3 protein-coding genes are annotated in these 3,503 nt (G+C 70.3%); all 3 read left to right on the forward strand.

Annotated features, from left to right (window positions below; genetic code table 11):
• Window positions 1-88 precede the first annotated feature (88 nt).
• The 3 genes from FV222_RS20440 (at window position 89) to FV222_RS20450 (ending at window position 3,384) form a co-directional block, all read left to right on the forward strand.
• The gene (locus FV222_RS20440; RefSeq protein ID WP_147752423.1) at window positions 89-1,462 is read left to right on the forward strand and encodes an AarF/UbiB family protein; all 1,374 of its coding nucleotides are present in this window, start codon (window positions 89-91) and stop codon (window positions 1,460-1,462) included.
• Between the two features lie 217 nt (window positions 1,463-1,679).
• The gene (locus tag FV222_RS20445) at window positions 1,680-1,973 is read left to right on the forward strand and encodes an aa3-type cytochrome c oxidase subunit IV (RefSeq protein ID WP_147752424.1); all 294 of its coding nucleotides are present in this window, start codon (window positions 1,680-1,682) and stop codon (window positions 1,971-1,973) included.
• A gap of 157 nt (window positions 1,974-2,130) precedes the next feature.
• Complete coding sequence (locus tag FV222_RS20450; protein ID WP_147815507.1) at window positions 2,131-3,384, forward strand: Re/Si-specific NAD(P)(+) transhydrogenase subunit alpha; 1,254 nt, start codon at window positions 2,131-2,133, stop codon at window positions 3,382-3,384.
• The last annotated feature ends 119 nt before the right edge of the window (window positions 3,385-3,503 follow it).

The following is a 3,503-nucleotide window of genomic DNA, read 5'->3' on the forward strand; positions in this document are numbered from 1 at the left end:
GGCGGGCGCGTCGAAACGAGACCCGGAGCGCCCGGCCCACGCGGGTCGGATCGGGCTTCGCGGTCGGGGAGAGGTGCGAACCCAGCCGATGTCAGAGACCGATCCGGAAGCCAACCGCTTCTCCGCCCGCGCCAGCCGCTACGCCCGCGTCGGCGCCAACGTCGGCGGGGTCGCCGCGCGGATGGCCGGCGCCCGCTTGTTCGGCAAGGAGGGCACCACCAACGCGGCGGCTTTGGCGCAGGCGCTCGGCGGCCTGAAAGGCCCGATCATGAAGGTGGCGCAGCTGCTCGCCACCGTGCCCGACCTGCTCCCGCCCGAATACGCGGTGGAGCTGCAGAAGCTCCAGGCCGACGCGCCGCCGATGGGCGCCGCCTTCGTCAAGCGCCGGATGCAGGCCGAGCTCGGGGTCGGCTGGCAGGCGCGGTTCGAGAGCTTCGACCTGAAGCCCGCCGCCGCCGCCTCCCTCGGCCAGGTCCACCGCGCCACGGCGCTCGACGGCACGGCGCTCGCCTGCAAGCTCCAGTACCCGGACATGCAGTCGGCGGTGGAGGCCGACCTGAAGCAGCTCGAGGTCGCCTTCGCCCTGCACCGGCGGATGAACTCCTGGCTCGACACCCGCGAGATCGCCAAGGAGATCGGCGCCCGGGTCCGCGAGGAGCTGGACTACGCCCGCGAGGCCAAGCACGGCGCCCTCTACGGCACCGTCCTCAAGGACATCGCGGCGGTGCGCGTGCCGGCGATCCACGCGGATCTGTCGACCAGGCGCCTGCTGACGCTGGGCTGGCTCGACGGCGAGCGCATCCTCAACTTCACGGAATCCCCCGTCGAGATCCGAAACCGCATCGCGCAGGCGATGTTCAAGGCGTGGTGGCACCCGTTCAGCCGCGCCGCGGTGATCCACGGCGACCCGCACCTGGGCAACTACACGGTGTTCTCCGAGGGCGAAGGGGCAGAGCGGGAGCCGCAGGGCATCAACCTGCTCGACTACGGCTGCGTGCGGATCTTCCATCCGCGCTTCGTCGGCGGCGTGGTCGACCTCTACCGCGGCCTGCTCACCCAGGACATGGCGCGGATCGTCCACGCCTACGAGGTCTGGGGCTTCAAGGACCTCGACAAGGAGAAGATCGAGATCCTCAACATCTGGGCGCGCTTCATCTACGGGCCGCTGCTCGAGGATCGCACCCGCACCGTCGCCGACGGGGTGAAGCCCGGCGAGTACGGCAGGCGCCAAGCCTTCGAGGTGCACCAGGCCCTGAAGGCGAAGGGGCCAGTGACCGTGCCGCAGGAATTCGTGTTCATGGACCGGGCCGCGGTCGGCCTCGGAGCCGTGTTCCTGCACCTCAAGTCCGAGCTCAACTATCACCGCCTGTTCGAGGCGGAGATCGAGCGCTTCAGCCTCGACGCTCTCGCCGAGCGGCAGGCGGAGGCGCTCGGCGCGGTCGGGCTGGCTCTGCCGGCCTGAGGGTTCGCGAGTCGGGGGCCTCGGCGGATCGCGAGATAACGCGTCCCTCGCCGGCTCACGATCGCGTGTCCGGGCGATCTTTTGTGCGCAAGTGAATTGAGGGCCAAGCAAAGCCGTGCGATGCCCGATCCCGCCGGTTGCGGCCGATTGCGGCAGCAATAAGCTTGGGCTAAACCCGCTCCCACCGAGAAGTGGTAGCGTCGAGGACGAGCGCACGATGGCCGATACGAAGGGCGTTTCCGGTGGGGCCTACAGCCCCGCGATGGACGCGAAGACGCACGAGCAGACCTATCGGGGATTCGTCCGCTTCGTCGAGATCGCCAGCGGCGTGGTGATCTGCTGGGTGCTCGCCCTGGCAGTCGGCGGTATCCGCGAGGCCTGGCTCACCGCGATCCTCGGCGTCGTCCTCTCGAGCGCGGCAGGCGCCCTCGGCGCCTTCGCGCCGAACATCGGCTGGCGTGCGCCTTGCGTGGTCGCCGTGCTCATGGCCCTCTACCTCGCCTTCGCCTGAGGCCTGGCGTCTCGGAAAGGATCGGGGCGGTCCGCGCCCCGGAATTCGGGGCCGCCGCTTACAATCGTTACGCTTCCGTCAGTTCGTCTTACCAACTCGCCTCGAAAAGCCGTTCCATATCGCGCATTCGGGAGCGGTCAATCGAGGGAAGTCCTGAATGCGCATCGCTGTCCTGTCGGAGACCGATTCCGCGGAACCGCGGGTCGCGGCGGTGCCCGAGACGGTCAAGAAGTTCCTGGCGCTCGGCGCCGACGTGACCGTCCAGTCGGGCGCCGGGCTGAAGGCCGGCATGCCGGATTCCGAGTACGAGGCGGTCGGGGCTTCGGTCGCAGGCTCGGCCGAAGAGGCCGCCCGCGACGCCGACCTGATCCTCAAGGTCCGCCGCCCCGGCGCCGACGAGCTCAAGCTCCTCAAGCGGGGCGCCTTGGTCGTCGCGATCATGGACCCCTACGGCCACGAGGCCGAGCTGCAGGCGATGGCCGAGGCGGGCGTCGACGGCTTCGCCATGGAGCTGATGCCCCGCATCACCCGCGCGCAGGTGATGGACGTGCTTTCGAGCCAGGCCAACCTCGCCGGCTACCGCGCCGTGGTCGACGGCGCCTCCGAGTACGGCCGCGCCATGCCGATGATGATGACGGCGGCCGGCACCGTGCCTGCCGCCCGCGTGTTCGTGATGGGCGTCGGCGTCGCCGGCCTGCAGGCTATCGCCACCGCCCGCCGCATGGGCGCGGTCGTCACCGCCACCGACGTGCGCCCGGCCACCAAGGAGCAGGTCGAGTCGCTCGGCGCGAAGTTCGTCGCCGTCGAGGACGACGAGTTCAAGCAGGCCGAGACCAAGGGCGGCTACGCCAAGGAGATGTCGGCCGAGTACCAGAAGAAGCAGGCCGACCTCGTCGCGACCCACATCGCCAAGCAGGACATCGTCATCACCACGGCGCTGATCCCCGGCCGCCCGGCGCCCAAGCTGGTCTCTGCGGCGATGGTCGCCTCGATGAAGCCCGGCTCGGTGCTCGTGGACCTCGCGGTGGAGCGCGGCGGCAACGTCGAGGGCGCCAAGCCCGGCGAGGTCGTCGTCAACGACCGCGGCGTGAAGATCGTCGGCCACCTCAACGTCGCCGGCCGGCTCGCGGCCAGCGCCTCGGCGCTCTATGCGCGCAACCTCTACGCCTTCGTCGAGACCCTGGTCGACAAGGAGTCGAAGGCGCTGGCGATCAAGTGGGACGACGAGCTCGTCAAGGCCACCAACCTGACCCACGACGGCGCCGTGGTGCACCCGTCCTTCCAGCCGAAGGCCGACGCGGCGGTCGCCGACCGCCCGAAGGACGACCAGCAATCCGAGCAGGCCTCGGTCGGGCTGTCGAAGACCGGGGTGTCGGCGTCACCCAGCACTCAGCCAACGGGCGCGGCGTAGGCCGGTCGCGAGGAGCATAACGATGGCCAACATCCCCCCCGATCAGGCGGTCGACCAGACCCGCGTCCTCGCCGACACCGCGCGCTCGGCCGCGGCCGCCGCGCGCAACGCCGCCGACC

The organism is Methylobacterium sp. WL103 (assembly GCF_008039885.1).
Lineage (GTDB): Bacteria > Pseudomonadota > Alphaproteobacteria > Rhizobiales > Beijerinckiaceae > Methylobacterium > Methylobacterium cerastii.